General features: G+C 57.9%; 29 protein-coding genes. 1 reads left to right on the forward strand and 28 read right to left on the reverse strand.

The window, feature by feature from the left end; translation table 11 throughout:
• Positions 1–32: 32 nt before the first annotated feature.
• The 27 genes from OYW20_RS19265 to OYW20_RS19395 form a co-directional block, all read right to left on the reverse strand.
• Positions 33–3,665 (reverse strand): phage tail tape measure protein, encoded by a 3,633-nt coding sequence (locus tag OYW20_RS19265; RefSeq protein WP_268797516.1) that lies wholly within the window; start codon positions 3,663–3,665, stop codon positions 33–35.
• Between the two features lie 110 nt (positions 3,666–3,775).
• Positions 3,776–4,096, reverse strand: a complete 321-nt coding sequence (locus OYW20_RS19270) for a hypothetical protein (protein WP_268797517.1) — start codon at positions 4,094–4,096, stop codon at positions 3,776–3,778.
• Between the two features lie 64 nt (positions 4,097–4,160).
• Complete coding sequence (locus tag OYW20_RS19275) at positions 4,161–4,919, reverse strand: phage tail tube protein (RefSeq protein ID WP_268797518.1); 759 nt, start codon at positions 4,917–4,919, stop codon at positions 4,161–4,163.
• A gap of 3 nt (positions 4,920–4,922) precedes the next feature.
• Positions 4,923–5,132: a DUF7210 family protein gene (locus tag OYW20_RS19280; RefSeq protein ID WP_268797519.1), complete on the reverse strand. Its 210-nt coding sequence runs from the start codon at positions 5,130–5,132 to the stop codon at positions 4,923–4,925.
• The gene (locus OYW20_RS19285) at positions 5,125–5,595 is read right to left on the reverse strand and encodes a hypothetical protein (protein ID WP_268797520.1); all 471 of its coding nucleotides are present in this window, start codon (positions 5,593–5,595) and stop codon (positions 5,125–5,127) included. Before OYW20_RS19285 ends, OYW20_RS19280 begins: the two co-directional genes overlap by 8 nt.
• Before the next feature lie 5 nt (positions 5,596–5,600).
• Positions 5,601–5,924 carry a head-tail joining protein gene (locus OYW20_RS19290; protein ID WP_268797521.1) on the reverse strand — a complete coding sequence of 108 codons (324 nt, stop codon included), beginning with the start codon at positions 5,922–5,924 and terminating at the stop codon, positions 5,601–5,603.
• Positions 5,924–6,925: a major capsid protein gene (locus tag OYW20_RS19295; protein ID WP_268797522.1), complete on the reverse strand. Its 1,002-nt coding sequence runs from the start codon at positions 6,923–6,925 to the stop codon at positions 5,924–5,926. The genes OYW20_RS19290 and OYW20_RS19295 overlap by 1 nt, the downstream gene beginning before the upstream one ends.
• Positions 6,926–6,984: 59 nt before the next feature.
• The gene (locus OYW20_RS19300; protein WP_268797523.1) at positions 6,985–7,335 is read right to left on the reverse strand and encodes a head decoration protein; all 351 of its coding nucleotides are present in this window, start codon (positions 7,333–7,335) and stop codon (positions 6,985–6,987) included.
• Positions 7,332–8,561 carry a S49 family peptidase gene (locus tag OYW20_RS19305; protein WP_268797524.1) on the reverse strand — a complete coding sequence of 410 codons (1,230 nt, stop codon included), beginning with the start codon at positions 8,559–8,561 and terminating at the stop codon, positions 7,332–7,334. The genes OYW20_RS19300 and OYW20_RS19305 overlap by 4 nt, the downstream gene beginning before the upstream one ends.
• A gap of 2 nt (positions 8,562–8,563) precedes the next feature.
• The gene (locus tag OYW20_RS19310) at positions 8,564–10,186 is read right to left on the reverse strand and encodes a phage portal protein (RefSeq protein ID WP_268797525.1); all 1,623 of its coding nucleotides are present in this window, start codon (positions 10,184–10,186) and stop codon (positions 8,564–8,566) included.
• Position 10,187: 1 nt separating this feature from the next.
• The gene (locus OYW20_RS19315; protein WP_268797526.1) at positions 10,188–10,397 is read right to left on the reverse strand and encodes a hypothetical protein; all 210 of its coding nucleotides are present in this window, start codon (positions 10,395–10,397) and stop codon (positions 10,188–10,190) included.
• A 2-nt stretch (positions 10,398–10,399) separates the two neighbouring features.
• Positions 10,400–12,307 carry a phage terminase large subunit family protein gene (locus OYW20_RS19320; protein ID WP_268797527.1) on the reverse strand — a complete coding sequence of 636 codons (1,908 nt, stop codon included), beginning with the start codon at positions 12,305–12,307 and terminating at the stop codon, positions 10,400–10,402.
• Entirely contained in the window at positions 12,279–12,806 is a 528-nt protein-coding gene (locus tag OYW20_RS19325; protein WP_268797528.1) for a terminase small subunit, read from the reverse strand. Before OYW20_RS19325 ends, OYW20_RS19320 begins: the two co-directional genes overlap by 29 nt.
• 252 nt (positions 12,807–13,058) lie before the next feature.
• A complete protein-coding gene (locus tag OYW20_RS19330; RefSeq protein ID WP_268797529.1) occupies positions 13,059–13,784 on the reverse strand; it encodes a hypothetical protein in 726 nt (241 codons plus the stop codon).
• A gap of 137 nt (positions 13,785–13,921) precedes the next feature.
• On the reverse strand, positions 13,922–14,260 hold the full coding sequence (locus tag OYW20_RS19335; RefSeq protein WP_268797530.1) for a hypothetical protein: 339 nt from the start codon (positions 14,258–14,260) through the stop codon (positions 13,922–13,924).
• Positions 14,260–14,631: a chemotaxis protein gene (locus tag OYW20_RS19340; protein ID WP_268797531.1), complete on the reverse strand. Its 372-nt coding sequence runs from the start codon at positions 14,629–14,631 to the stop codon at positions 14,260–14,262. Before OYW20_RS19340 ends, OYW20_RS19335 begins: the two co-directional genes overlap by 1 nt.
• Before the next feature lie 216 nt (positions 14,632–14,847).
• The gene (locus OYW20_RS19345; protein WP_268797532.1) at positions 14,848–15,135 is read right to left on the reverse strand and encodes a hypothetical protein; all 288 of its coding nucleotides are present in this window, start codon (positions 15,133–15,135) and stop codon (positions 14,848–14,850) included.
• A 138-nt stretch (positions 15,136–15,273) separates the two neighbouring features.
• Positions 15,274–15,960, reverse strand: coding sequence for a hypothetical protein (locus OYW20_RS19350; RefSeq protein WP_268797533.1), 687 nt, complete (start codon positions 15,958–15,960; stop codon positions 15,274–15,276).
• 33 nt (positions 15,961–15,993) lie between these two features.
• A complete protein-coding gene (locus OYW20_RS19355; RefSeq protein ID WP_268797534.1) occupies positions 15,994–16,293 on the reverse strand; it encodes a hypothetical protein in 300 nt (99 codons plus the stop codon).
• Positions 16,290–16,670: a hypothetical protein gene (locus tag OYW20_RS19360; RefSeq protein WP_268797535.1), complete on the reverse strand. Its 381-nt coding sequence runs from the start codon at positions 16,668–16,670 to the stop codon at positions 16,290–16,292. Before OYW20_RS19360 ends, OYW20_RS19355 begins: the two co-directional genes overlap by 4 nt.
• On the reverse strand, positions 16,667–17,965 hold the full coding sequence (locus OYW20_RS19365) for a tyrosine-type recombinase/integrase (RefSeq protein ID WP_268797536.1): 1,299 nt from the start codon (positions 17,963–17,965) through the stop codon (positions 16,667–16,669). Before OYW20_RS19365 ends, OYW20_RS19360 begins: the two co-directional genes overlap by 4 nt.
• Positions 17,962–18,393, reverse strand: coding sequence for a VRR-NUC domain-containing protein (locus tag OYW20_RS19370; RefSeq protein WP_268797537.1), 432 nt, complete (start codon positions 18,391–18,393; stop codon positions 17,962–17,964). Before OYW20_RS19370 ends, OYW20_RS19365 begins: the two co-directional genes overlap by 4 nt.
• A complete protein-coding gene (locus OYW20_RS19375; protein ID WP_268797538.1) occupies positions 18,390–18,719 on the reverse strand; it encodes a hypothetical protein in 330 nt (109 codons plus the stop codon). The genes OYW20_RS19370 and OYW20_RS19375 overlap by 4 nt, the downstream gene beginning before the upstream one ends.
• Positions 18,719–19,015, reverse strand: coding sequence for a DUF1364 domain-containing protein (locus tag OYW20_RS19380; protein WP_268797539.1), 297 nt, complete (start codon positions 19,013–19,015; stop codon positions 18,719–18,721). The genes OYW20_RS19375 and OYW20_RS19380 overlap by 1 nt, the downstream gene beginning before the upstream one ends.
• A complete protein-coding gene (locus OYW20_RS19385) occupies positions 19,012–19,701 on the reverse strand; it encodes a replication protein P (protein WP_268797540.1) in 690 nt (229 codons plus the stop codon). Before OYW20_RS19385 ends, OYW20_RS19380 begins: the two co-directional genes overlap by 4 nt.
• The gene (locus OYW20_RS19390; RefSeq protein ID WP_268801183.1) at positions 19,698–20,477 is read right to left on the reverse strand and encodes a helix-turn-helix domain-containing protein; all 780 of its coding nucleotides are present in this window, start codon (positions 20,475–20,477) and stop codon (positions 19,698–19,700) included. Before OYW20_RS19390 ends, OYW20_RS19385 begins: the two co-directional genes overlap by 4 nt.
• A gap of 11 nt (positions 20,478–20,488) precedes the next feature.
• Positions 20,489–21,151, reverse strand: coding sequence for a phage regulatory protein/antirepressor Ant (locus OYW20_RS19395; protein ID WP_268801184.1), 663 nt, complete (start codon positions 21,149–21,151; stop codon positions 20,489–20,491).
• Positions 21,152–21,368: 217 nt separating this feature from the next.
• On the opposite strand from OYW20_RS19395, the gene OYW20_RS19400 reads away from it, so the two are divergent.
• A complete protein-coding gene (locus OYW20_RS19400) occupies positions 21,369–21,620 on the forward strand; it encodes a hypothetical protein (protein ID WP_268797541.1) in 252 nt (83 codons plus the stop codon).
• Between the two features lie 24 nt (positions 21,621–21,644).
• Here OYW20_RS19400 and OYW20_RS19405 read toward each other — a convergent pair whose 3' ends face one another.
• On the reverse strand, positions 21,645–22,067 hold the full coding sequence (locus OYW20_RS19405) for a phage regulatory CII family protein (RefSeq protein ID WP_268797542.1): 423 nt from the start codon (positions 22,065–22,067) through the stop codon (positions 21,645–21,647).
• Positions 22,068–22,112: the final 45 nt, after the last annotated feature.

The following is a 22,112-nucleotide window of genomic DNA, read 5'->3' on the forward strand; positions in this document are numbered from 1 at the left end:
CTCCCTGTTAAATTTCGCGGAACCATAGCAGATTACGGCGCGCCGAATTTCAATCGCTGATTGCGCAAAATACGGCCCATGTCCTGGCGCTCTACCTGCACTTGGTAGACCTCCCCGCCAGCATTGAGACTCAGACTTCCCCAGTTTTCCGGCGCCCTTGGGCTGGCCTGTTCGAGCAAGTCCTGGCTCGGCGCGGCCACGCTAGGGAAAAAACCGGGACTAACTTCACCACCACTCGAAAACCCTGGCAATCGCCGCTCATTGATGCTGCGCAGTAAGTCGGGACCGTAATGCCGAACGGCCGCTGCGCGCATGATGAACTCGCCATTTGAGACCCTGGCCAGAATGCTATCGCTGGTTCCGGTGCCAGGACCGCGCACCATATCGCCCCTTGCAAAGGTTGGTATGTCGCTGCTGGCCACAGCCGGACCACCATCAGCCCCCGTTACCGTAACGGGTATGGTTAGCGAACGACGCAAGCCCTCAGCCATTGCCGCAATCTGGCTTTGAGCCTCAGACACGGAGGCTGAATCCACAGACGTCTCAACTGGCACATCTACAGAATCCAAATCTGGCAATTCAGGATCAAGATCGACCGGTATATCACCCTGCTGATCAAGCTGGCTTTGAATCTTGGAGGCAGCGTCCGAACTCACTTGAGGTTTTACAGTTACACCCACCGACTGATCAGAGTAGCTGGCCTGCCCTGGAACGTATTTCAATTGCCCATTGTTAGCATCAGTAGCAAGCACACCGTTTTTGACTTCCGCTTGGGCAGTGCCGCTCACCTTATTGACCAGACTTTCCGCCAGATTCTTACCTTGCGGTAAAGCATTGGAGGCAATGGCAGGATCCACAGCTTGACCGAGCGAGGTTTGCAGGTCTCGCAACTGCTTTTTGACCTGCGCCATTCCGTCCTCAGAAAGCGTCGGGGTGATGGTCAGCGTTTTCAGTTTCGCAAGTTCCGCCTTGAAGTCCACCGCCTGCGCAGTTGCTGCCTTTAAACCTTCCTGAGCCTTGTCCAGAGAAATACCGTCTGCCTGGGTCTCAATGGCTTGCAGCTCTTTGATAAATCCTGAAAAGCCGTAAGTATTCTCGCCATTGTCAGCCAACTTCTGAATCATTTTCAGAGCAGAATCGGCCTGTTTTTTTGCGGTTTCCACGTCACCGGAGGCCAGTGCTTTACGAGCGCTTACCTTTAGTGACTGGGCTGCTCCGTAACTGGGATCTGTCGAACCGCTGCCATCAATTGCGGCCAGGGCATCGGTGTACTTTTTCTTGGTATCGACTTGCTCTTTCAGAGCCTTTTTGATTTCGGCCGTTGCAACTCGCTGCGCCGCCACTTGCTTAGCAAGCGCCGTTTTGGTGTCGGTGGTCAGCTTGGTCTGAATGCCCTTCAACTGATCACTGTAGGCCTGCGCACTGTCGGTTCGTTGCTTCTCATAACCAGCTTCTGCTTCTAAGGCTTTCCCGTATTCGCGAGACTTTTTGAACGCATCCATCGCCTCTTGAGTTACCGGCGCGGTGGGTCCGTTCTTAGCAGAATCAGCGCGTGCTATCTGTTCGGCTAACTTTGAATAATAGGTCTGGGCATTCTGAAGACGCTGCACATACTCTTTGCGCTCCGTCTCCGACATTTTTGCCACCTCGGCAGTAGTGGAAACCAAGGTGTCTTTGTAAGTCGAATTAACGCGAATCAGATCATCCAGAGTTTTGGCTTGATCCTTCTGCGACTTTTCAAGCTCTTGCATCTCTGAATAAAGGCTGTAGAGCTGGCTCAACTGCCCACCAACGTAAATCAGTTCCGCAGTGAGAACCGTCCCTCCCAGGCCGCTAAAAATTCCTTTCAGCTTTCCGGCTTTGCCGGACAAGCCATCAATGGCAGATCCGGCCGTAATGGCTGCTGGAGCGACACCAGATAAACTGCCACGAAACAATGCAAACACCGCAGCGGCCGATTTTATAGCCAGCGAAAGAGTCCCGGCGGCTACCCCCAGCGCAACGGTCGACACAATGCCGTTACGTAACGGCTCGGGCAGACTATTGAATGCATTGAGCAAGTCAGTCAGAAGACGCACTACAGGCAGACCCGCCGCTACCGCAGCACCAAAAGTGTTTTGGAGATCCTTCATTGCGGCGTCAAAACGCTGCATCTGCGCTTCGGGCGTGGCTTTCATCTTGTTGTAGGCCACTTCCGTGGCACCCGCCGCATGGTTCAGCCGGTCAACCTGATCGGCAAATTGGGCGTAGTTTTTGGACAGGGCTAGAATTGCTGTTCGGCCCTCTGTGTCCGGGATTATTTGCCGCATGGCCTCAAAGCCGATTTTCTTTTGCGCGATCTGCTGAATGGTTGCGGTCAGGCCTTTCCACTCAATGCCCAGCGCTGCCATGGCTTTGGCCGCTTCTGGCGCCGGCGCTGCCAACTGGTTGATGGCACTGGTCAAGCCGGTGAATGCTTGAGGCGCCTGAATGCCCTGCACCGTCATACGCGCGATGGATGATGCCACCTCAGAAAAGCTTACTTTGGCCGCAGCAGCGGTCGGCAGAACCTGCCCCAGGCCTGCCGAGAACTGGTCAAAGGAAACCACACCATCCTTGATCGCAAGGAAAAGCTGGTCGTAACGGGTATCAAGATTGCCCATGCTTTCGCCATAGGCGTTGATGATCGAAACCCCAACGCCGGCGGCGGTCTTGGTGTCCGACATTCCCGCCACGGCGGCCTTGGTCGAAGACGCCAGAACCTTCATCACATCAGCGGTTTCAACACCGCTACCCAACAGCTCATAAACCGCAGCCGCGCTGTCCGTGGATTGCTTGCCCATGTCACGGCTGATACCGCGAATACCTTCCGAAAGACCCTTAAGCTGATCGTCAGTGAGGTCGGTAATAGTACCGATGGCCGCAATCTGTTGCTGAAAACTGGCGAAGCTGTTGAACGAACTACCAGCCGCTAATGCGAAGCCTGCAAAGGCAGCCGCACCGGCCAGAATTTCGGAGCGGACATCGCTCAAGCCGCCCTTCCAGGTCGCGGTAGCTCCAGTGAGGACGCGGGTCTGATTGGAGGATTCAGATAGCGCCTGACGCAAAGTGTTCTGCCCGATAGCAATTTCGGTGGCGGTCAGCCTGCCAGTCGAGCGCAGTAAGGTGAACTGCTCTTGAAGCTTGGAAATCTGTGCAGTGCTGTCGGAATACTTGGTGATTCCCAGGTCAACCTTGCCTGTTTGGACGGTTTTGTCAGCCTGACCAGTGCTCAAGCGCCTCGACAGCTCACCCTGAAGCCGCTTCTGTTCACTGGCGAGGTTTCGTGTATCTGTACCGGCCGCTTGCAGCTCGCGGCGCATCTTGCCCAGTTGCAGGCTCTGCGAGGCCTCTTGTCGCTCCAGCAACTTAAGCTGACTGGTTGCGTCTCGGTATTCAAGCTGTAGCTGCTTGGTCGGGATAGCTGTCGATGCCATCTGATCGCCAAGTGCCCGCACGCTGTCCCGAGCGGTCGCCAACTGCCGCCCGGTTTTCTCAATAGTGTTTTCCAATTCACGAAAGGTGTTTATCTGACGCAGTGGCTTTTCAACTACACGAACTAGGTCGGCAAACTCCTTTCGAAAACCGCCTACGCTTTTGGTTGCTTGGTCAACGTCGGCTGTCAGCTTTAGTTCGATATCAGACACGGATACTCACTTTGCCGCCTTGATAGCCGCATTGAAATAAGACCAGGGGTAATACAAGGCGTTTGCATGGCCCAAACGAACCAGAGCATTCAGCGTTGTATCAATGTTCTTTAGACTTTGGCCGGGAGGTGTAGGGCTTGCCCCAGCCTGCCCAGCATCGCGAAAAAATGCGGGTTCAATTCTTTGCAAATAGCGATTACCTCCTGAACCTGCGAGGGCTTTAGGCCGTCGATAATCGCGGGGGTCAGGTCCGTCATTCGCTTCAAATCATCCAGACTGCAATCGACAAACAAATATGAATCCACGATATCCAGCGCAACAGGCTCTGAATAGGTCTGAAGCCAGTTGCGAACCTGCAATACTGTCATTTCTCGACAAATCACCGTAACTTCACCGATGGCTATTTCTCGGCTGTTGGTTTGCGCTGCCATATAAACCCCATAAAAAACCCGCCTAAGCGGGTTTCGATCTATCCACCGAAAACTGACTCAGAAGTTAAGCGACCGACTCAACTTCCTTTTCAATGCGCATGTACTTCGACTTGCCCGCGCCGACTTTCTTCGGATCGGAAAGGACTTTAACTGCCACTTCCGAGCCCATGAAATCGTCAGCGCTGATCCAATCGGTACTTGCTGCGGGGCTCAATTGGCAACGGAAATACTGCAGGTTCAACCGCTTTTTGGTGCCCGCGGCGTTCGCGCCCTCAAAGAGGAATTCAACGACCTTGCCGCTGTTGGTCAGCGCTTCGATGACATCAACCTCAGCGCACTGGTAATCGATCAGCAGATTTGCAGCTTCCGCAATTGCACCGCCAGACAGGATCTCGATGCCGGAACCGGTCATCTGATAATCGTCACCGTCCTTGAACACGGTTGCCGGAGCGCTGGCCAACGCCACCGACGTGATGCTCAGCGGCATCTTGTCGAGCTTGATGGTGCCGCCCTTGGTGGCCGTATGAGCTTCGTCACTGACCGTTTCAGACGGGATGCGAGTGACATCACCCCAGTACATCAATGCGAGGTTTTCGGTGTACAGCTCGCGCCAGTTCATGGTCAGGCCCATGCTGGTAATGCGGCTGATCGAATCGTATTCGCCGCCCTGCGGGGTAGTGGTGTCAGCCAGCGTCAGGTCAGTTTTTTCAATGGCCTGGGCGAGTGTCGACACCAAGCCGATCGGCATGAACGGGCCACCAATGCCGTAGAGGCGCATTTTGACCAGACCGCCGACGACGAACGTTTCAATTTCGCGGGACATGTTTTACTTCTCCTGGGTGTCGCCGGCGATCACCTTTTCGGCCTTAAGCCAGGTGCGTTGCGCGGCGGTGACTTTGATTTTTGCACCCGACTGAAAAGATATCCCAGCTTGGGTATGAGGCTTGATCAGATCGACTTCGAACCGGGGCGCGGCACGGTCGACCTGATCGCCGCTGGCGGCCGGAGCCACCACAGCAACTTCGTCTTTAGGCATTTGGTTGCACCTGGATAATGGTATGAAGGTGAACGGGGATCAGGACCGTGGCGGCCGTGACGCCCTCAGCGGGAGGGAAGATTTCAGGAGCGCCAACAGTGATTCCACTGATACCGCGTGGAAGCCAGCCCGGGAGGACACCTTGCGTCGGCATGAGACACTGCAACAAGTCGTGCTCCAACGCCTCGACCGCATCCTCGTAATCGTCGATCCCGGCCTGAACCGCGCCGACAACGTTGAATCCGGAAAAAACCTTCAGCGCATGCGGACCGGCCACCGGGGCCAGCCCTTTCGCTTTCTGCACGACGATGAGAGGGAACGCGACGGATCGATCCTTGATCACCTCGTTGAACCAGCCAGAACGGGTATTCGCCCCAGCCTGAGTGAGGTAGCCGCTGCTCACAGATATTGTGGACAGCCGCTCAATCAGGGCCTTGCGCCCCGCAGTTAACAGATTGATCATCGGTTTCAGTCCGTCGACATGAGTGAATAGCGATTGATGAGCCCATCTGTGCCCATCCACTCGCCCAAGGCATAGCGTTTGCAGTTGACGGTCAGCAGATCGCCGCGCTGCGGGTCAGGGACATCCCTGATGCGCAGATCAACGGCGAGCGCGACGGCGACAAAGCTGCCGCCGCCGGCGGAACCAACATTGCGCTGGATGACCGCCCCCACTTCCTTGGTAGGGCCGCCATCCTTGGCTTGGAAAACAGCACCGCCCCGCTCGCCGAACATGTCGAACAGCTCGTCGTCCGCATCATCGAAGATGTCGTCGAACTCCGAGCCACCCATCACTTGGTCAGTTTGATGATGGCGCGAGGCAGGGTGCACAGGCTGAGCGGGTTGCTCTGTGCTTCCATGTCGATGCCTTTGTTGTGGCGCAACGGTTCCTGGCTGGCGTAGAACGGCACACCGGTGGTGTTGACCGTCTCCATGTAATCCGCAGGGGCGTAGTTGGTGATGAACAAGCCATCAACACCCACCGGCACCAGGTAAGCGGTATCCGGATCCATGAACAAAACGCCGCCCAAGTTGCCGTAGAACTCTTCCCAGTTCACGCCGCCAAAGCTGAAGCCCGCGCGGTTGTCGTCGCGCAAAAACTGGCCGTCGTTCCAGCGGTCGTAGGCCTTCTGCACCGAATCGTGGTTGGTGAATGCGTCAAACCAGTTGCGGCCCGCAACGCCGAGCCAGCCAGCGATGATGCCGGTTCCACCAATCGCATCTTCTGCCTTGCGCTTGGCTTCGGTGACCTTGGCCAGCAGTTTGGTCTCGCTCGCATTCATGGCGAACGCTACGGTCTGCTGTTCGATACCAAAGCGCGCATACAGGTCCAGCAAAACTCGGGTCCCGTCGGCGTCATAGACCTTGCCAGTAAGTGCACCGACACGCTGATAGCGAATTGTCGACTCAAGGCGCTTGCGCATTTTCAGCAAACGCTTGTCCACCATCGCCTGCACGGTTTCCAGCTCGCTCTCAGTACCAAAAGCGCGAATGCCTTGGACTTCGTCAGCGCGAATTACCGCGCGGGTTGGCAGGTGAATGGTTTGAAACGGGATCATGTCCCGGCCAGGGCCGGTGGTTGGATCACTCGGAGCGCCGCGCTCTGCAGCGGGCACCAGCGTCAGGTTATCGTTTTCACGCTCGATGAAAACAGCAGTGGTGGTCACGCCTTCCTCTTCGAAAAGAGTGTCCAGACGTGTGGGCACCGCTTGCCCTTCAACCGGCTGGTTGATGGCAGTGGTCATTGCGATGCGACCAAAGTCGTCGCCCCCGAAAATACTTAGATCGGCCATTCCGTTCTCCAGAAACGAAAAAACCGCCAGCGGCGGTCTTTATAAATTGGGTTGATGGGTTAGCGCAGGATGATCCCGGCGGCTGTCAAGGCGGCTTTTGCTGGGTCTGTCAGACCAATCAGCAGGCTTTCGATCACTTCGCAGTCACGCACAATGCCTGCAGCGAAACGATCCGCAGTGTTATCAGCATCGCGACCTTCGTAAAGGATCGCGACTTGGGCGGCGACGCCCTCGGCCGGAGCCACGAAAGCAACGTATTTGCCTGCCGCATTCTTCGACAGAATTTGACCGGCGGGAAATGCCGTAGCGCCTTTCAGGAGCAGAATCTGCTCGCGCGAGCGTTCGCCGCTCGCCTCGTTCAGCAAAAAGGCAGCGGTGCGCGCCCCTTGAGTGATGGTGTCGTAGTTCATGCTTTTGCTCCTTTGCGGCCGGCCCAGATATTTTTGGTGGAGAAGGTTTTCTTGCCCTGACCAGTTGCCGCCGCTGCGGCCGCCGCGCGAGTGGCATCATTTTCAATGCCGCTGAGGCTGATGCCGCGATCCTTGGCGGCGGTGTAAAGAGCCAAGGCGGTCGCTTCCACACTGGAACCGTCGGCCAGAGCGGCTTTGATTTCAGCGTCAAAGCCAGGAGTGGACAGAGCAGTGATGCCGGCATAGCGAGCCCGCTCGGAAGCGGTGGCATCGGTAGTCGCTGCGGCGCGGATTGCCTCGGCATCGACTGTTTCTGCGGCCGCAATGGTGATGGTCTTCGGATCGGCGCCGGCCTCAATAGCTGCGTGCAGCTCCGCCGTGGTTTTTACGGTAGTCACAAAGGTTTTCCTCGGTGGGTTGCTGGCAGGACCGGCCAACTCGGCAATAACAGATTCGAGCGAGCCAACGCGGTGCGCCAACCCTGATGCAACAGCTTCGGCGCCGACTTTCAGCCCCCCGTGACCGCCCATTTCTGGGACCTTGTCAGCGGAGACACCGAGGTTTCGAGCCACCTTGCCGACAAACACATCGGCCAAGGCATCCACCGTTTTGGTGATTTCTGCCCGCCCCTCGTCGGTTTCGATGTTTGGCCGCTTGTTCGGCGCTGTGCCGCTTACGATTTCGTAGCTCTTCTTGCCGCCCTCATCCTTGTTGACGGACACGTTCAGCACGACACCAATGGAACCGATCAGCGCGGTGTCATCCACCACGACTTCGCTGGCCGCACTGGCGATCCAGTAAGCGGCACTGGCGCCACTTCCGCCGACATAGGCGACAATGCGTTTTTTATCGCGCGCCGCGTGGATCATGTCGGCCAGTTCGTTGATGCCGTTGGCTTCGCCGCCTGGACTGTCGATGTTCAGAACGATTGATTTGACGGCGGGGTTATCGAGAGCGGCCTGCAGGTCGATCGCAATGGTGCCGGTGCTGGTGGCGCCGCTGATGCGGGTAAAGAAAGACGCGTAGCGGAAGATCGGCCCAGTTACAGGAATGACAGCAACGTTTCCGCGCTGGGTGACGGTGCGGGTGTTGTCGAGTTGCTTCCCCAGCCGGGTTTCCAGCGCCTCCAGATCATTCTGCCTATCAGCGATGGAAAGCAGATTGTCGAGCGCGTCAGGAAGCATCAGCCAAGGCTGAGCGCTGGCCAGCTCAAAGGCTCTTGGCATGATCAATCCTCTTCTTCGATTTCTTCGGGTTCCGGTTTGGTGGCAACCGCCGGTTTAGCGGGGGCCACCTCAACAGTTGTTCCGTTCGCACGACGCTGCACCAGTTCACGCGCCCGTTGCCGGTTGACCTGCTGCCAGGTCTCGCCAGTCATGGCTGCCGTCTCAATTGTTTCGTTACTGATGCCGACGTCGATCCGCTCGCGAGCTGCTTTCGCTTCCTTGAGCTCGTCGATTGCACCGCGCGCTGGGCCGATCCAGATTGATTTCGTGTAAGCCTTGCGTAATGCAGGGTCGCTATATCCCGGGGCACTGATCCGGCCACGCGCAACCGCCTCGTCGAACATCAGCTCATAGCTCGGCTGACAGAAATCGCAGACCAGCCACCAGCGGCGCATTGTGTAGAACCGCCAGGCCTGAAGCATTGCAGCGCGCGCGGCGCTATAGCTGCTGCTGTAATGCAACATCAGTTCTTCCAGCGGCAATTCCAGTGCGGCTCCGATTTCTTTCACAATCGCCGAGAAGAACGGATCGAACTGAGCATTCGGTCGCGCCGGGTTCGCAACCATCGGCTCTTCGCCTTGAGCAAGGTCGACAATGGCGCCCTCACCCAGCTCAACCGCCCCACTGCCCCCTCCACCGACACCGGGCGCAGGATCTTCATCGCCAAACAGCGGTTGACCCTGTCCACCATCGTTGAAACTGTCGGTCTTTTTGATGAAGACGGTGAACATCGCGGAAATGACGGCACTCATCAGTTCAGCGCTAGCGTACCGTTCGAGCTTTTGCAGCGGTTCAAGGATTGGTGCCAGATAGGGTGCCCCGCGCTTCAAACCCGGGCGCTCTTTATCGCACCAGACCTGCAGCACGCGACGTCGGCCTGTCTGCGCGCCGAACACTTCGACTCGTTCCCAGCGCAGTGGGTATTTCAAGAACTTATCGTCGGGATATCCGGTGCAGATGTGGATCGCAACCGGCGCACCGTACTCGTCGAACTCAATCCCCTCAACCATAAATTGACTGTCAGGCTGACCGTTTGGGTTGGAGACACGGTCGGTCTCGATAAGCTGGAGCCGCGTGCTGTAAATAGTGCCCGGCCGATCAATCCACGGAGTGGTAACGAAACAGTCTCCGCCGGTCATCGCAGAAACCAACGCCAAGGCTTGGAGCTGGTAGTGGTTCAGTGTGGCTTCGGCGTCACACTCGCGGGGGTCGCCGGCGTACATCTCCCATTCGCGCTGGATCTGCGCGTTCAGAATGTCGGCCTGCTCTTCCGTAAGCCCTAAAACTTCATGGTCAACCTGCGGACGGCAGATCAAGCCGGTGCCCACCACGTTGGTGCGTGTCCGGACAATGGCGGCGCGCGCGATCGGGTGATTGCGCATCGCATCGCGGGAGCGTGCAACCAGGGTTTTACGCTCAGGCGTGCTCAGGTCGCGATTCGGGCTACCAAGGAAGGGCAACCAACTCGACATGCTGCGCAAAGCCCGGGATGCGCCATGCCAGCGGGTTTCGCTGCCGCCACCACCACCCTGCGCTCTGGGTTGGCTCTGGACCAGATCAGATGCGGCGCGCGTGACCTCACGCACCATCCGCTCTTCTGGAGTGGTACGTGTGAACCAACCCATTTCAGAACCTCATATAGCTGATGCGGTTACGCCCGCGTGATTTATTGCCTTCCGCCGATGCTGCGGCGGCATAGTCGGATTCAAGGTTACGAAGCGTCGCCAGATCAGCGCGCGTTACCTGGCGCTCGCCGTAACGAACAATCTGGCCACCCTTCAAAACCTTTTCAATTGCCATGCGGACATCCGCCAGGCGCTGCTGTGCTTCTGTCATGGCTATCCTCTGGCGCGACTGCGCGTACCGCGTTGTGCTGGAGCGCGGCGAACCCCCGCAAGTAACTGGAGATCAAGGCCGAAACGCTGTTGACTAATACGAAGTGCTGCCAAGGCGTACACAAAACAGTCGAGGGCTTCGTTTCGCCGACCCTTTGCGGTCCAGCGATAGATGCGCACACCCTTTACTATCTTCAGTTCCTTGATTTCAGCGGTGAGTTGCTTCAGTTCATCTTCGCCGCAGATGTCATCGTTCGCGGGCAAGTGCACGCATCCCGGGACGGCTGCGCCGGCGGTGTTGGGTTGAATCTTCAAGCGGCTGTAAATGAGCTCTTTGGCGTTTTCAGTGCCGACTTCAACAAGCCAGACCTTCTTCGCATTGCGCGATTTAGGCCAGTTGGCGATTGGCTTGCCTGGTTTGTTTGCACCTTTGACCGGAATCACCCACATCTCGCCGTGGCGTCGGCTTTCGGCGTACACCTCATCGGTGTAGTGGCCGCCGGAGTCCCAGCACCACCGTTCGACGCGCATCTTGGCGTTGTCGGCCCGGGTGTATTGCTGCTGGATCTTCAAACCGACCTTGCGCCGAAGCTCCTCGCTGGCTGGATCGCCCATCAGCACCCATTTATCGACCAGCCAGGCTTCTTCACCGACACCGAAAGCCCAGACTCGGCCTTCGTATCGATCATCCTGCGTATCAATTGAGCCCATCAGCGTCAGGCCGCGCGCTGGGACCTGCGCAAAGACTTCGCGGCGCATGTAGAGCTGTTCCCAGTCGACCTTCTCCCCCTGATCGTCTTCCCAAGTTTCGCCGAGCGTGGTGTTGACGAAGGCAATCAGGTTTTCACGGTTATCCCTGACCTTGTCGAACTCGGTGACCATGTCGAGCCAGGTGGTGAAAGTGCTGTACGCGGTCCAGATGTGAAAGGTGACAATGCGCGGCGTGCCCCGAAGCGTGTCATCTGGCGCGTACCAGTCGATGCCGTCGCGGGTCCAGATTCCAGATTTTTCGCAGATCCAGCGCCCGTTCCGGGCTGCCTCTACCATTTCGTGATACCAGACCACGCACCCGCCGTGCTCGCAGGCGTACCAGGCTTGCGACACTTCACCGTGTGCGTTCTTCTCCCATTTGATGCCGAAGTCGCAATCCTTGCCGCCCCACTTTAAGTGCTGCTCTTTCGCGCAATGCGGACATGGAACGTGGTACCGGAGGAAATACGGCGATTCTTCGCCGGCCTTCTCGATCTGGCAGGTGCCTTTGGTCTTGGGCGTCGATCCCCGGATGGATTTCGGGAACGTTGCACCCTCAAGACGCTTGTCACCGAGAAATGTCGGGGCGCCCTCGCCTTCCACGTTGGCTTCGAACTTTGACAGCTCGTCGTAAATGACTTCGTCAGGGGATTTTTCCCGGTAATTCCGGCTCGCCTTGCCGCCCAGACACCAAAGCATCTTCGCGTTTTGAAAGCGCTTGGCGCTCAGCGAACTGTCACGGTGTTTCTTACCGTGCCAGGGTGCGAGCTCCAACAGCGTGGGAACGTCGCGCACCATCGTCTCGACGTGGCGCTTCATCAACTCTTCGGCGTCGGGATCAGTAGGGCAAAAGCTCAGGACATTACGGCGTTTGTGCTGAATCTTGTAGCCGATGTTCGCCATCAACATCTTGGTGTAACCGACACGGGCAGACTTGATAAGGTTAATAACCCGAATCAGGTCGTTTCCCATGCTGTTGAGGATGGCAACTTGAAACGGGGTGGTTTCCCACTTTCCTTCCTGGTAAGACGACTCGGATGACAGATAAAAGTGGGTGTCTGCCCACTGAACCGCAGTCAATGGCGGCTCTTTATAAAGCGCACGAAGCCCGGCCTTGATCGCCTTTTGCAGGTCAATCAACCAAGGATTCGAGGTACTCATCTAGGTATTCCGGCAATTGATCGCCGGATTCGGAGGCGAGGTTCCGCGCCAGGGCTATCTCGCGCTGTAAAGATTCGATGTGTCTTACATCGATATCCGGGTGTTTGCGTTTGAGCTTAAGCGGGACCGTATCCAGCAAAGAGCCAAGCTGTGCAGCGATCTTTGACAGGGCAAATATCGCAAAATCAACCGGCACCAATTGCTTCTCGGCGATGGCGTTCTTCTTCTCTTGACCAATACGCTGAGCCGCCGTTAAGCCCCGCCGCTCTTCCATCAGCTTGTATTCGATTAGCGGATCAATACCGTCAGGGGTTTCGGACCCGGCGTTTTTTTGTTCAGCCTGGGCAAGCCGGTTGTTCAAAATGGTTCGGACGTCGTAGAAGTTTTCCCGGCCAATCTTGGCGATAGACTCGACCTTCCACTTGTCGAAGGCCTGGACGGTGATGCCGAGGCTTGCCGCCATTTGGCTCTTGTTCAGCCAGTGAGGTTTGGGCTCCATTTGCCTCCTCCATTGACGAGGCTGGGAGCTGCCGCGAGCCGGTTGGTGTTTAGTTGGTATTTCCGGGGGTCAGGTTGGTGTATTAAACGGCAAAAACCGCTCTATTCCGGGCGTTTCAGGCCTTCGACAATACAACAACCAACCCCCCTGAAAAAAAGTCATACATAGTTCAAAGCCGGGGCTCGAATTACCCTCACCCCAGGGGGGTGGGGGAAAGGACCCATTGCACCAGATTGCTGCAATCAACCTATTTCACCGACGCCGCGTCGCCATGGCACGTTCAAACGCCTTGGCGAACTGAATGGGCAACTGTTCATCTGCCTCCCGCTCGCCGATGCCGAAGAAGTCGAGCGCCTTCGAGTAGCCAGGCTTGCTGATGAACGCAATCAGGATCTGCACCTGAGAGCGCTTGGTACCAGTTCTCTCAGCAATGCCTATAGGCTCGCTGCCTCGGCGCATGACGAAGTAACGCGTGCGATTGCCAGCACTCCGCTTGCTATCCGTGCTGTTCTGATGCCGATCACCTTGAGCCCCAAGACCAGACAGGATCTTCTGAAGCTGACCGCGACCGATGTTGCCGTAGCTGTCGAGCTTCATGCCCGCACCAGGCACGACGAACTTCCCTTCAGGAAGAATGCCGCGTGCGCGGAATAGCGCCTCGCTGCGCTTGTGGCTGCGATCACCGCCATACACCTCAGGCGTAAGCCAGCGTGTGGCCGGGGCCGCGCCGTCTGCCTCATCCTTGATCCAAACCCGCGCTTCCATCTTCTGCTTGGTCGCCGGTATCAGCCTTAGGCTATCGAGCGTGTAAGGCGTCGGCCTATCGAACACTGTCCGCATCTCACCGACCAACCGTTCCTTGATCAGCTTGGCCGTCTCAGTAAGGGCGAGAACAGTAGCGAACGGGATCTGGTTGCGCTCGATGTCCGTCAGCTCTGCGAGGTTTTCGGCAAGCCCTGACGTCTGCACGCGGATCATTGGACGTCCTCACTCAACGGTGCAGCCAGGCCAGATGGATTGGGCGAAAGCCAAAGCAGAAGCGTGGTCGCGATCTTCTTGCATGATCATTGGAAACGGCTTGTAGCCTGCCGCTGTTACGTACCAGCTTTTCTTCATTAAGGCGCCTGCCTGTCTACCGCCTCGCTCACTTTTTCGGCTGCCTTGCTGGCGACACCCGCCGCTTGTACTGCCGCGCCGGATGCCTCCTGAACCTTGGACGCAGCCTCTTGCGTACTCTCCGCCAGCTTAGTCAGTCGGAGGTCACGCTTACCCATTGCGGCATCGTAAGCGGCGCGGACCTCCGCCAGCTGCTTAGTCTGCTCGCTACTCGCTGACCAGACACCGGCTTGATAACCAAGGGTCAACCCCCCAGCTACCAGAAGCATGGCGATAACCCAAATCTCCAGTCGCTTCCACCAGTGACGGGCGATAAATTTCATTGCGCATGATTCCATCAGTTGATTCCTCCCACCTGAATACGCAGGCGAGCAATCTCTTCGCTCTGCGTGGTTACTTTGTCAGTGAGCTGGGATACCTGGCTGGTTAGGGCTTCGATCTTCCCTTCCATACGGCCAACTGCGGCAACAGCGTCGTTACGCTCTTTGGCGAACTGATCGGCACGAGCTTCGGCTGAGTCGGCTCGCACGCGTTCGGTGTTAAGCAGCTCGTTCAGGCGTCGGACGGTTCCAATATCGGCGTTATCCATAGCCCGGTCAGTGGCGTCCTTTTGCAGGAATCTCCTGAGCCACAGGAAGCCGCCAAGCAAAACAGTCCCAGTACCGCCCAGCCAGGTAGCTGTGCCTGGGCCGAGGTCGGTTGGGTCCATCGTTACCTCAGAAATAAAGGGCCCGAGGGGACGGGCAAGGAGGAGCAGTTTGAGACGGCATCACCAGCACTCCCAGCTCGGGGCGACGGGTGTGGGTGTGCCGAATTAGGGGGCGTCATCTATACGTCCGGGAAAGCATCCAATCGCGGCGGCTTTCCTCCGAAGTACAAAAAAGCCCGGAGCATGTCCGGGCTTTCTCATCGCAATCAGGCTTGTTCAGCAGGGTGCTAGGCCGACACTTTCGGGCATCGCCTTGGCCGTGGTCATCACGAAGTGATTGCTGGAAGCGCGCAGATTGCTCTTCAGTGGGTCGTCGTTGGGAGAGCTACCCGTTCGCCAAGCGACCAAGGTCAGCTCCATGCGGCGAAGCGCGACACTCGGCAAGTCTGCCATCGCGGCAACCGATCTGCAGGCATGGCTGATGGGCTCAGCCAGCACCGAGATGGAGAAGCAGGACAGGCATGCGGCAAGCGCAAAGCCCAGGTACGTGCAGAATTTACGCATGCGGCATTCCTCGGTAGGTTGGAGTTTCTTCGGGGCACAAAAAACCCGGCTCGGTGGCCGGGGTCTAAATTGGTGTGCGGCTGAGGTAACTTTCGCACTATGGGAAATATACCTGCGTTTTACCTTCAAAGCAAAGGATTATGCTGCCCCTTCATCAATCTCCGAGTGAATAACCTGCCAAAGCGGCGACTGGGCTTCAATATCCACTGCCTTTATGGTGGCCTTGAGCAAAATCCACGTCGGCAACCAGTCTCTGCTCCAATTCTTCTGTTCGATCGTCACGCCGTAGAACTCTTTAAGGAAGTCGGCTACGCGCGCCGGTCCCCACTCAGGCGCGCCGGTAACCTCGCATTTGAATGACTGCAACGCCGGAGTAACCAGGTACACAGCCCGGGCGCGGCGGAGCGGGGTCAGCTCCGACAACTCCGCACGGGTGGCGATCAGCAGCACGGCATTCATCACGTAGCGCATGTTCGGGATCGGCGAGTACATATAGTGGCCGAACTGCTGGACCTGAAACGGCAGCGTTGCGATTGCTCTCTGAAACTTACCCATCATCGTCAAGTGGGCAGCACGGGCCGTGGATCGACCTGCAGGCGTTCTGCGCGTCTCGCTGATACTGATGCGCTGGCCCAGCACTGGAAAGCGACCAGCCTTTTCGTTCTCCTCGGGGCCCATCGCCGGGAAAAGCGAGTCACGACGCTGAATGCGCGCCTTGCTCTTCTTGATGCCTGACTTCGCGGTCTCGATGGCCACGGCTGAGATTGAGGCTCCGGACTCATGCTGCGAATCGGTCCAGGCCTGACGAGCTCCTATCAACTTCATGTGCTGCTCTCCCCAATCAAATAGTCGTACCGGTCAGTCGCCGGTGTGATGCGATGCGCCGGCGCCGCGGCGGTTGTTCTGTTCTTCTGTGCCACGATTGTTCGCCCTGGCGAGTGCTGCCGTGGTGTTACGTAGCCGCATGCTCAACTGAGGCACCAACTCCTCCAGCGGCAGGGGCTCGCCCGTCGCCTGGCAGATCCAGCCCGAGGCATTGCACGCCGTGCAGTCGATCTGGTGGAAGATTCCACTGGTGCTGCCAGCGCCGCGGCAAAGCGCGCACTCCATAAGCGGCTTCAGCTGGCGGCGGAAGTCGGGGCCGTGGCTCTTCTTCATTGCGCACCCCGACCTTTCTTTTTGCTCAACCATGGGCGACACGGCTGAGCCTTGGAAGGCGCATGTATAGCCAGTCCAATGACAGGGCCTTCAAACCGGTCTTCCGCTATATCAACGGATATCCGTCGTTCACTGGTTTCGTGACATGGGCTATTACGAATCGGGTGGTACCCGCGGTCGCCCATGGCGTCATCGATCAATTTGTCCAAATGGAAGGCCCAAGAGAGCGTGGAGGTGTGCACGATTTGGATCGAGTGATCGCGAAACCACCGGTAGCGCTCGGCATCTCTCCGCAACCCTTCCAGCTCAGCTATGGCGGCGATCCGAGCCGCATCGTTATCGGCTTCATCGAAGGCTACGAGTTGCTTTTCGCTCATTTTGAAACCTCGCCATTCACAATGTTGGAAACAGGCTCGCAGCCCACGCCGCCCGTGGCCTGCACAGGGTTTTGCGAATCTTCATATTGGGTGTCTGTCAGGTTGTGAATCGACTTGAAGCCGCGCTCATCTAACCAGTTGTGCCACTTCTCCAACGCCGCCAAACGCTGAGCCCGAGCCTGGGTGTTGATGTAGGTGGAGGCGATCTTGCCCAGCGAATGGTTGAGCAGCATCTCGCCGATGTGCCCGTCGATGCCGAGGTCTGTCCAGGCGGTGCGGGCTACCTTGCGCAGGTCATGACTGGTCCACTCGCCCTGCCCTATCCTGCTGAACACTGCACTGGCCTGCCCTTCGCTGATGGCCCGGCCGCGACGTGACGGAAACAGGTAAATGCCCTCGTAACCCTGGCTGATCTGGATTGCCCTGTAGCGGGTCAGTAGCGCTTTGGCCTGGGCGGTGAGTGGCAAGCGGTGTTCGGTCCGGGTCTTGGTGTTCTCGGCGGCGATGAACCACTCACCGTCCGGAATCGAGATGTCAGACCAGCGTGCCATCCGCGTCTCGCCGACGCGGGTGCCATGGCACAGCATCATGATTGCCAACATGGCCTCGCCCGGACGGCTCTCGAAAAGATCGGTCAGCATGGGTACCACTTCCACCAGGTGCACGCCGCGCAACCGGGCAGCCTTAGGCATGATCCGGGCCTTGGTGAAGTCCACGAACTTCATGTCCGCCATCGGGTTCTTGTCGATCAGCCCCAGCTTGTAGGCCTGCAGGAAGGCGACCACCAACAGCACGAACAACTGGTGCACGTACGAGAGCGACAACTCCTGCTGACATGGCCACATCAGCTCCTTGTCCAACACGGCGGCAGTGAGTTCGCGCACCGGGACGTTTTCGAGTCTTGGCTTCAGGTGGCACTTGATGGCCGACTTGGCACCAGCCTTGCGCTTCGCCGACAGAGACCGATCCAGACTCATGCGGTTGCCGTACCAGTCGATCAACTGACCGCACGTGGCCAGGCCACCGAGCGCGACGGTGGCCGAAGAATCCCGCAGCAGGCGCTGACGCAGCGCAGGCAGTTCGGCCAACACGGCAGCGGCGCCCAGATCGGGGAAACGCGCAATGTGGTTCCACGCCTTGCCCTTGACCAGATACCACGACCCGCGCTGGCGATCCTGTCCGAAACGCAGGTACAGGCCGGGGTGACGCGGATCGCGTAGGTCGTGCACCGCAGGGTCGGCTGCTTGCCGGCGGATCTCGGCGTCACTGAACTTCACGGCGCGGGTCTTGCTCATGCAGCCACCACGGTCGGAGAAAGTCGAAGGTATGCGCGCAACTGCTCCATGGCGTCGAAGTGCCCACGGCAAACGATGGCGAGATATCCCTGAGCGTTGAGCGCGGCGAGGCGCTTGTGCTGCTCGGGCGACACCGGCGCGTCGTTCGGCGGGCTGGCCTTAAACTCGATGTACAGGCCGAAATACCCGCCGCGGGCCATGGTCAGCACCAAGTCTGGAATTCCTGGAACGACACCCTGTTTTTTCAAGTCCATGGCGACCTTGATGTGCCGGTGTCCACCATTCGGGACGTGGTAGATCAGCGCGAAAGCCTCGGGATGCTTCAGCTGAATCTCGGACAACAGTGCGGCCTGCTCCAGACCCTCGCGGTCGACACGTGGCGCGCGCAGTGACTTTGGCTTGAATGCCTTCATCGTTGGGGCTTTCATTGCGCAGCAGCGTTCAGCTTGGCTTGCGCGATTGTCCGGATCAAAAAAGCGGACATAGCGTAGATCGCGGCGAGGACAGGAAACCCGGCGTAGATAAGAGCGGCAATGTAGGCAAGATTGACGAATGTCCCGAATGTCTTCTTGCCAAGTGATCGCCCTTGAATCTTTTCAGCTATGTCCGCATTCACTGCGAAGCAGCCGAGAAACATCAGCGTTACCATGATGCTGATCATCCAGAATGCAAATGTCTTCACGTCCGCATTACCCGATACCAACGCGGCTATCAGAACCGCGTCAAATACTCTCGTAACGATTTGAGTTCTCATCACAATTTCACCTTTTTTTCGCGGATTAGGATGTCCTGGGTTCGCATCACGCCTTCCGCCAGATAGAGGCGAACCTCGTAGCGACTCAGCTCGCCCGGTGCGCGGAGCCGGCCATCAGCTACGTCGTGGCAGTACCCGCAGGCCCAAGCCGCTTGGAAGTCGTTGGGCTTCATTCCCATCCCGCACGTGCCAGCCAAGCGGTAGTGCGCAAGCACCGTGGTGGATGGCTCGCAGCGGCAACCCGGAAAGCGCACCTGGCATTCGCGATCACGGGCGGCATTCGTCAGTCTGGTCATGCGGATGCTCCGGCGCGGCGGGCGCGCAGTTCGGCCAAAGCCTTATTGCCAACGTCAGGGGTTATTTTTGGTGAAGGCGCAGCCAGCTCTGCCACGGGCACCGGCGCCAACTGCTCGCCACGCCAGACCTTGCACACCTGAATCTGGTAGCGCTTCTCAAAGCTGGCCAGCCCTAGCTGACGGGAAAGCAGCGGAAGGCTGAGGAAGCCGGCGGCCGCAGTGGCGTGATACACCGCCGGGTGAAACCACTTCGCTCTATCGCGCATAGCTGGATGGCAGTTGCGCAGAGCCTGTTCGTAGGCGGATTCAACGCTGGGCAGGTTCAGCATCTCAGGAGTGGGCACGCATCCCTGAATGAACTTGCCCACGCTGGGGATGAAGTCCGAATCCTCGGCGCGGCAGCGCATCAGGCCGATATCGATCTGTTCCTGAGTGCAGATGCCGTTCTCGATGAACCCCTGAAGCCATGTCTTTTTCGATTCCAGATAGGACTGCTTATCCGGCCACGCTTGGCGCCAAGCCGTGCGGATCGAGCGCAATTCCTTAAACAGGTGGTTGATCACCTGGCCGGTCTGCCGGGCCTGATCCTGTTTGGCCTGGGCGGATACGGCGGTGCCCGCTTCAACGAACTCGCCAGCGTGAACCTTGGTCATCGCAGACGCTGCGTAGGTGGCGACTGTTTTCATGAGTTCACCCCTTCCATCCAGCTGGTGTCTTCGTCGTCGGTGCTGTCGACGGGCGCCGTGGTACCTGCGCTGGTGGTTCGATCTCGCTTGATCCATGAGGCGAGGCGGTAAGCCCAGCCGCCGTTGCTGTCGACAGTGGACGGGCGAGCCAGGTAGAAACCCTTGAAGCTGGCAATCAGCTTGGTGGTTGCGGCGTCAGCTGGCAGTGCAGCGATTTGGAGTTGTGCTGACAGAGCCTTAGCCGATGGTTCCCAACTAGCGAACATAGCGAAGCGTTGACGGTCGTCAGTCGCTTGCAGGACTTCGAGGTCCTGCTCAACGACGGCGTCCAAAATCTCGCGCTGCTGCAGCTGTTCGGTTAACTGATGGTTAAGTGATGTATTGGGTGCAGCTGCTGCACCCCGTTCTGCGTTTTCCTGCACCCCGTTCTGCTGTGAGCTGCACCCCGTTCGGTTATCTGCACCCCGTTCTTTACGGGGTGCAGCATTTGCACCCCGTTTAAGTTGTAGGTCGTATACAACTGGGCGGCGGTCACGCCGATCTATGTAGGCAGCAGCAATGGCTTGATTTCCCTCAGCGATGAAGCCCGCTTGCTCCAGCTCATCAAGTTTCAGGCGCACAGTCCGCTCTGAAAGGCCTGTCTGGCTGGAGATCGTCAGCGCGGATGGAAAGGCACCACGACCTTCAGGGCCCGCGTAGTTCGCCATGCACAGCAGTACGTGACGTGCCGCAGGATTTGGCAGAGAGTCCGTCGGTATTTTCATCGCCCACGACATTGCTTCAACACTCACAGCACGGCTCCAATGTTCTCTTCGGCCAAGCGTACGAGGCCTTTCGGGGTAACGAGGGGTTGATATGCAGCGCGTTCAAGACCGGTTTCAATATCAGGCTTGAGTGCGGTTACCTTGTGTTTTAGGAAGCCGTCACGGATGCGGGGCTGCATCGCTATCCAGCGAGTAGAGCTGGTGCGCCGATAGATCCAGCGGTTCGCCTGAAGCCAGTCGAAGAGCTTCGACGGCGCGATACCGAGCTGCTTTGCCGCGTCAGTAATGCAGATTGCACCTTCGGCGGCGGCAAGGCGGCGGATGGCTGCTACCTTGGGCGCCTGAAGTTCCAAGACGCCAAGCAGACGCTGGGTTTCTTTGGCCTGATCGGCCGCGAGCTGGAGCGCCTCGGCGTAATTGGCGGGGATTCGCGGGACGGCCTGTTCTTCCAACTCGCGCCAGCGGCGAACAACTGCCATGCGTAACGGTGCGCTGTAACCGGTCAGAAGGCAGTCGGTGTGCTCGCGATCAAGCAGGTACTCGGTCTGGTTGCGGTTCTGGCCGTCCAGATAGGTGCGCTCAAAACTGAGCGCATCTTTTTTCAAGTCCGCCAGCATTGACGCGATGTCACGCTTGACGTTCTTGTGCTGCTTACCGGTCAGATCGGCAATTTCGCGCGACGACATGAACTGGCGAGACATATTTCGTACCCCTGCCAAAACTGACGAATCAGCGGCCCTATTGCTCGGGATGGGTGTTGTGTGCATAATCGACCTCGCAAACGCTGTAGAAAGAGCCGACCTGACCGTCGGCTTTTTTGTGCCTGTAATTCAGGCGATGTAGGTGTCCGGCGCATCCGTGGTAGCTTTTGGCTTCCACACGAAAAGGCCTCGGAGGCCGAACATGAAAATTGAAGGAGTCATTTGCGGTTACCACCCTCATCTACCGCGCTACGCCGTGCGGACTGATCACGGCTATACGGTTGTTGATGTTGAGGATGGAGAGGTGAGCATCCATGACGTGGTGTTCGGCGCACTTGAGGATCACGGTCAGGTCGTTCTGACAAACCGCACCACCGGAGAAGACGTCGAAGTTTGCGTCGAAGCAGTTCACGCCAGCCGAGAAGCTGCCGAAGCTCTACTTCGGAGTAGATAACGCCAGGCTCGGGCTTCTTCACGATCAGTCCACCTTCACGGATGCTTTCAGTTGCGCCAACGCATTCTCGGCGTGAGCGATCTCTTTCAAGATTCGAGCGCGCTCGACCTGATCGACTCGACCGTCAGCCATTGCCGAGTGCGTCTCGACAGTGACCTCGGCAAACTCCAGGGTGGCGCGGCCAAGTGCTTGGTGGATGTCGATCGGCACGGGCTCAACCGCTTTCACGATCGTGTAACCGAACTCACCAGCGAGAGCAGACAACGGGCGGACGTCACCGGTATGCAGCAGCAAGGCATACAGGTGCTTGACGTTGAACCAGGCACCGTCGTAGTTCGCGTTGGCACGCTGAAGCAGGCTTACCGGCGGCATGTTCATGAGCGTCGCGAGGCTCTTGGTCTCAGCCTCTTCAACAACTGCGTCACAAGCCTTCAGAAAACTTTGCATTCATAAACCCTCTGGTTTGTTTACGTGGCGTCGTGCCATCACTCG

The sequence above is a fragment of the Pseudomonas sp. BSw22131 genome (assembly GCF_026810445.1).
Lineage (GTDB): Bacteria > Pseudomonadota > Gammaproteobacteria > Pseudomonadales > Pseudomonadaceae > Aquipseudomonas > Aquipseudomonas huanghezhanensis.